General features: G+C 42.9%; 6 protein-coding genes. 4 read left to right on the forward strand and 2 right to left on the reverse strand.

The features are described from left to right. Nucleotides 1-4: 4 nt before the first annotated feature. The 4 genes from PGR14_RS14690 to PGR14_RS14705 all read left to right on the forward strand — a co-directional run bounded on the left by PGR14_RS14690 (nucleotide 5) and on the right by PGR14_RS14705 (nucleotide 3,069). Nucleotides 5-670, forward strand: a complete 666-nt coding sequence (locus PGR14_RS14690; protein ID WP_055156474.1) for a DUF1847 domain-containing protein — start codon at nucleotides 5-7, stop codon at nucleotides 668-670. Beyond that, nucleotides 670-1,392 carry an HAD family hydrolase gene (locus PGR14_RS14695; protein WP_055156476.1) on the forward strand — a complete coding sequence of 241 codons (723 nt, stop codon included), beginning with the start codon at nucleotides 670-672 and terminating at the stop codon, nucleotides 1,390-1,392. The genes PGR14_RS14690 and PGR14_RS14695 overlap by 1 nt, the downstream gene beginning before the upstream one ends. Nucleotides 1,393-1,511: 119 nt before the next feature. Then, the gene (locus PGR14_RS14700) at nucleotides 1,512-2,552 is read left to right on the forward strand and encodes a D-alanine--D-alanine ligase family protein (RefSeq protein ID WP_055246753.1); all 1,041 of its coding nucleotides are present in this window, start codon (nucleotides 1,512-1,514) and stop codon (nucleotides 2,550-2,552) included. 265 nt (nucleotides 2,553-2,817) lie between these two features. Next, nucleotides 2,818-3,069 carry a hypothetical protein gene (locus PGR14_RS14705; RefSeq protein ID WP_055246752.1) on the forward strand — a complete coding sequence of 84 codons (252 nt, stop codon included), beginning with the start codon at nucleotides 2,818-2,820 and terminating at the stop codon, nucleotides 3,067-3,069. 68 nt (nucleotides 3,070-3,137) lie between these two features. Here PGR14_RS14705 and PGR14_RS14710 read toward each other — a convergent pair whose 3' ends face one another. Next, complete coding sequence (locus PGR14_RS14710) at nucleotides 3,138-4,748, reverse strand: CTP synthase (RefSeq protein ID WP_055246750.1); 1,611 nt, start codon at nucleotides 4,746-4,748, stop codon at nucleotides 3,138-3,140. Nucleotides 4,749-5,040: 292 nt separating this feature from the next. Next, nucleotides 5,041-6,519 (reverse strand): DUF1846 domain-containing protein, encoded by a 1,479-nt coding sequence (locus PGR14_RS14715; RefSeq protein WP_008374444.1) that lies wholly within the window; start codon nucleotides 6,517-6,519, stop codon nucleotides 5,041-5,043. Nucleotides 6,520-6,634: the final 115 nt, after the last annotated feature.

The raw sequence follows: 6,634 nt of genomic DNA on the forward strand, positions 1-6,634 counted from the left end.
AAACATGGAAGAAACAAAAAAGTTATCATGTATAGACTGTAATGTTAAGAAATGCAATGCAAAGCAGAATATAGAGAACAACAAACCATATCCGGGATTTTGCGTGTCACATAATATGGACTTGAAAGACCGGCAGAGGGCGCTTGATACCTATCTGGGAGATGAAAAAGATCTGAAGATCATGCGTGCAAGTGCCGAGATCGAGCACGATTTTTACTGCCAGGCAACCCGTGTGGAGGAGACGATCCGCTGGGCAAAAAAACTGGGTGCCAAGAAGATCGGAATTGCAAGCTGTGTGGGACTCTTAAAGGAAAGCCATCTGCTGGCAGGACTTTTGAGAGAATACGGCTTTGAAGTGTACGGTGTGGGCTGTAAGATCGGAGAAGTTCCAAAGACCGAGGTCGGCATTCCGGAACGCTGCGAGGAGGTCGGAGTTCATATGTGTAACCCAATCCTGCAGGCGCAGATGCTGAACAAAGAGAAGACGGACATCAATATCGTGATGGGACTTTGCGTGGGACATGACAGCCTCTTTTACAAATATGCCGAGGCGCCGAGTACAACGTTGGTTGTAAAGGATCGGGTGCTTGGAAATAATCCGGTGGCTGCTTTGTATACGCTGGACTCTTATTACAAAAAGTTACATCATCTGAATCTGGAGGAAGAATAATGCACATTCGACATATTTTATTTGATCTTGACGGAACGCTGCTTCCGATGAACCAGGACGAATTTGTTACCTTTTATATGCCGCTTCTGGCAAAAAAATATATATCCGAGGGGATTTCCTTTGATCCGAAAGCATTTATCGCATCCGTGTGGAAGGGCTATGGAGCGATGGTGAATAATGACGGAAGTTGTACCAACCGGGAAGCATTCTGGCAGTATATGGACGAACTGCTTCCGACGGATTCGGAGAATTCCGAACGGATTGCCCTTGATTTCTATGCAAATGAATTTAACCAGGCAATTGCGGTGACGCAGCCAAACAGTCTGTCGGACAAGGTTGTGAAAAAGGCAAAGGAAAAAGGAATCCGCACCTACCTTGCAACCAATCCGGTATTTCCAAAGGTGGCAACGATGAACCGGATCAAATGGGCGGGACTGGATGCAGAGGATTTTGAGCTGATCACAACTTATGAGGATAATTGTTACTGCAAGCCAAATGTGGACTATTACCGAACAATTCTTGAACAGTTTCATCTTAGACCGGAAGAGTGTCTGATGGTAGGAAATGACGTGGAAGAGGATCTTGCAATTCGGAAACTCGGCGTAAAGACATTCCTTGTTACAGATACGAAGGAAAATAAAAAGGATCTTCCAATCGAAAGCGATTACCAGGGATCGATGGAAGAGCTGTTTGCATTTGTGGAAAGCCTGGAAAATGCTTAAAAATTTATTGAAATTCCAAACTTTTATTGTAAATGCATGGCGGACGTGGTAAATTATTCTAAGTAGTATCCGGAGGGAACCGGAGAAGAGTATATGATAAGAAACAGAGGGAAACTGATATGAAGAAAAAGTTACTTGTTGTTTGTGGCGGACAGTCCAGTGAGCATTCAATTTCACGAATTTCCTGTAATTCAGTGATGAAGCATCTGGATAAAGATAAATATGAGATTACACTTGTCGGCATTGCAAAAGATGGGAAATGGTACATCTTAAAGCAGGAAGATAATGACCTGTCAAAAGATACCTGGCTTGACGGAGCAGAAGTGGTAGAAGGTGTATTCGATCTTCTGAGAAGTCAGGATGTTGCATTCCCGGTACTTCACGGACTTTACGGAGAAGATGGAACTATCCAGGGATTATTTGAACTGGCACAGCTTCCGTATGTAGGATGCCGTGTATTTGCATCCAGTGCATGTATGGATAAGATTTTTGCAAAGAAAGTATTTGAAAGTGCAGGAATTCCGCAGGTTAAATCCGTATATGTGAAAAAACGAAATGACGGAAGACTGGTCGTTGTCGAAAAAGACATGGAAGAAACAGAAGAAGTAGAAGCTTCGATTATGAAAGAACTTGGTATGCCATGCTTTATCAAGGCAAGCCGTTCCGGATCCAGTGTTGGATGTTACCGCTGCGATAAAGAGGAAGATCTGATGGCAAAGCTGGAAGAAGCTGCGAAGTATGATACACACATCGTTGTAGAAGAATGTGTAGACTGTATCGAGCTTGAGACAGCCGTTCTTGGAAATGATGACATCATCGTATCCAGAGTCGGACAGATCATGCCTCATGGTGAATTCTATACCTTTGAATCCAAATACGAAGATGCAGAGAGTAAGACATGTATCCCTGCGAAAGTAGATGAAGAGATTCAGGAACAGATCCGTAAGTATGCTGTTCGTGCCTTTAAGGCAATTGACGGACACGGACTGAGCCGTGTAGATTTCTTCCTGGATAAGAAGACCAATCACGTTTACCTGAATGAGATCAATACTCTTCCGGGATTTACAAGTATTTCCATGTATCCACAGCTGATGGAAGATTTGGGATATAGTTATTCTGAACTGCTGGATAAACTGATTGAGATTGCTGATGAGAACTAGTTAAAAAGAATAGAAGAATGTTTATTACTGCCGCCGATGATGGTGGCAGTTTTTTTATTACATAGGAAATTTCGTTTCCTATGTAATAAAAGCCTCCGGCAGGATGCGCACTGCGGCGTATAATGAAGATGTCGCAAACGACTTCTACAATTTATAGTGCATAATGACTGAAAAATCTGTAAATACGAAAAAATATTGAAATAAATCTGAAAATAATATAGAATTAAAGTAATAAAAAAATAATAATGGAAGAGGAGATGATCGCATGAAAAGAAAAAATAATATTTTACTGATTTCGATTCCTTTAGGTGTTCTGTTGCTTTTATATTATGGTTACATTGCATTGGATACCTGGATCCAATTTCAAATTAGAACAGGAAATGGCATTTCAGCAGCAAATAGTGAATGGATTTTCTCTATTAAATACACGTTTCTTTTTATACTGAAATGGTTTGGCCCGGTTTTATTAGTCGTATGTTTGTACGGAATTCTAAAATGGCTAAAAAAGAACGAATAAAGAAAAAGCTCCAGAATCAGCAAAATAATTGTTGATCCTGGAGCTTATTTAGAAGAAACAATATAATTTTAGTTCTCTTTACTATATTCCAGAGAAGCTTCCACAAATCCCTTAAACAGCGGATGTGGTTTGTTCGGACGGGATTTGAGTTCCGGATGTGCCTGTGTTCCGATGAACCAAGGATGTTCCGGAATTTCCACCATCTCTACGATTCTTCCGTCCGGAGAAAGTCCGGATAAGAGCATACCGTTCTGGGTAAGAGCATCACGGTAGTCATTGTTGACTTCATAACGATGACGATGACGTTCGTGGATTTCCTCTTTTCCATATAATTTATAAGCTTTTGATTCTTTGTTAAGAACACAAGGATAAGAACCAAGACGAAGGGTTCCACCGATGTCTTCAATACCGATCTGGTCAGGCATGATGTGTATGACCGGATGTGTAGTGTTTGGATTCAGTTCAACGCTGTGTGCATCATGATATCCGACAACGTCTCTTGCAAATTCTACGATGGCAAGCTGCATTCCAAGGCAGAGTCCGAGGAACGGAACCTTATGTGTTCTTGCATATTTGATGGCTTCGATCTTACCTTCGATACCACGGTCACCGAATCCACCAGGTACGAGGATACCACTTACATCACCGAGAAGTTCATCGACATTTTCCGGTGTGACAGTTTCAGAGTCAATCCATTTGATATTTACGGTTGTGTGGCTGTAGATGCCACCATGTTTTAATGCTTCAACAACACTGATGTATGCGTCATGGAGCTGGATATATTTGCCGACCAGGGCGACTGTTACATCCTGTGTCGGATGCTTCAGGCATTCGACCATCTCTTTCCAGTCTTTCAGATCCGGTTCCGGACAGTCAAGCTTCAGGCATTCGCATACAACGGAAGCGAGATGTTCTTCTTCCATGGCGAGTGGTGCTTCGTAAAGGTATTCCACATCCAGGTTCTGAAGAACGTGATCAGATGGCACGTTACAGAAGAGGGCGATCTTGTCTTTGATTCCCTGATCCAGTGGATGCTCAGAACGGCAGACCAGAATATCCGGCTGGATTCCCATTCCCTGTAATTCTTTTACGCTTGCCTGAGTCGGTTTGGTCTTCATCTCCTGGGAAGCATGCAGATATGGGATCAGTGTGACGTGGATCAGCGCAACATTGTCATGTCCCATATCATGTTGGAACTGGCGGATAGATTCCAGGAAAGGCTGGCTTTCGATGTCTCCGACGGTTCCACCGACTTCGATGATCGCAATCTCGGTATCTGTAGCTGCAGGGTTACGATAGAAACGGCTCTTGATCTCATTCGTGATATGCGGGATGACCTGTACGGTTCCTCCACCAAAATCTCCACGACGTTCTTTCTGAAGAACGGACCAGTAAATCTTTCCTGTCGTTACATTCGAGTTCTTGGTAAGACTTTCATCGATAAATCTTTCATAATGTCCAAGGTCAAGGTCTGTCTCAGCTCCATCGTCTGTTACAAAAACTTCACCGTGTTGTACCGGATTCATTGTACCCGGGTCAATGTTGATGTACGGATCAAATTTCTGCATTGTAACTGTGTACCCGCGTGCCTTGAGCAGACGCCCAAGAGAAGCTGCTGTGATTCCTTTTCCAAGACCTGAGACAACGCCTCCGGTAACAAATACATACTTAACTGCCATAGTTCCAGTTCCCTCCTTATGGTAATTTTTTTTGTCTACTACTCATTGTGTTCTGTAAAAAATAAGATAGAATGCGATTTCTATTCATCAGAAAAGTCCGGTATAACCTTCTGACAGATAAAAATAGAAAAAAACCCCATAAAAACAAATTTATGTGGCTCCCTCGCTACTTTGATTTCCCCTTGAAATCAATTCCCCTATAAAATACTTTAAAAGTATACACCCATTCCAGAAAAAAATACAACAATTTTTTTTGAAATGGGTGTATAAAAATCAAAAATATAATATTTGTCTACTGATAGATCGGTTTTTTCTCGTATCTCGGTTCAGATGTAACCTGGATGGATAACTTCTGGAACAGACGGATATCTACATTTGCAAGCATAACGGATACATGAGCCTGGCAGCCTTTTAAATTCGGGACTTGTCTGAGTGCCTGTTCAGCAACCGGATTGGAAGAGGCACTGATAGAAAGTGCAATCAGAGCTTCATCGATGTGAAGTCTTGGGTTCTTGCTTCCAAGGAATTCGGTTTTAACTTTCTGGATCGGTTCCAGGGCAGTCGGTGAGATCAGGTGCATATCATGATCGATTCCGGCGAGTTCTTTTAAGGCGTTCAGGATCAGGGCAGCAGATGCGCCAAGCAGGTCAGAGGTTTTTCCTGTTACGATGCGTCCGTCCGGAAGCTCCAGAGCGGCAGCCGGTGCACCGGTTTCTTCAGCGCGTGCAAGAGCGGCATCAACAACCTTACGGTCATGTACGGTAACTCCTGCCTGATTCATCAGAAGCTCGACCTTATAAGTCTCTTCCTTCGGGCATTCACCGGAAAGGAAACGGTCCATGGTGCGGTAGTAGCGGCGAATGATCTCCTGACGGGAAGCTTCTTTGCAGACTTCATCGTCACAGATGCAGTTACCAGCCATGTTAACACCCATGTCTGTTGGTGATTTGTATGGATTTTCTCCGTAAATGCGCTCAAAAATTGCACTCAGTACAGGGAAGATCTCTACGTCACGGTTGTAGTTGACGGTAGTAACACCGTAAGCTTCCAGATGGAACGGGTCGATCATATTTACATCGTTAAGGTCAGCAGTAGCTGCTTCATATGCTAAGTTGACCGGATGCTTTAACGGGATATTCCAGATCGGGAAGGTTTCGAATTTGGCATATCCTGCGCGGACTCCGCGCTTGTGCTCATGATAGAGCTGGGAAAGGCAGGTAGCCATCTTTCCACTTCCAGGTCCAGGTGCGGTGATGACAACCAGAGGTCTGCTTGTCTCAATATATTCGTTCCTTCCGTATCCTTCGTCACTTACGATCAGCGGGATGTTGGAAGGATAACCTTCTATTACATAATGGATATAAACTTTAATGCCAAGCTTTTCCAGACGTCCTTTGAAAAGATCGGCACTGTTCTGTCCGGAGTACTGTGTGATAACAACACTTCCGACAAAGAGACCATTGGCTTCAAATTCGTCTTTCAGGCGGAGAACGTCAGTGTCATAAGTGATCCCAAGGTCACCGCGGATTTTGTTGGCTTCAATATCGGCTGCACTGATAACGATCACAATCTCTGCGGTATCCGATAATTCTTTTAGTAAATGTAATTTGCTGTCCGGCTGAAATCCAGGAAGCACGCGGGAAGCATGATAGTCATCGAAAAGCTTTCCACCGAATTCGAGATACAGTTTGTTGTCAAACTGATTGATTCGCTCACGAATGTGAGAAGACTGCATTTGCAGGTATTTTTCATTATCAAACCCAATTTTCATAAAGTTCCATCCTTTTTGTCCATAATTTTACTTTCATAGAAGCAATTCAAACCTAGTATACTATAAAATATGACTTTTTTACAATCTTTTCATAAATTTTTTATTGATAGAAAAT

The organism is Coprococcus sp. AF99-45 (assembly GCF_027663865.1).
GTDB classification, from domain to species: Bacteria; Bacillota; Clostridia; order Lachnospirales; family Lachnospiraceae; genus Allocoprococcus; species Allocoprococcus comes.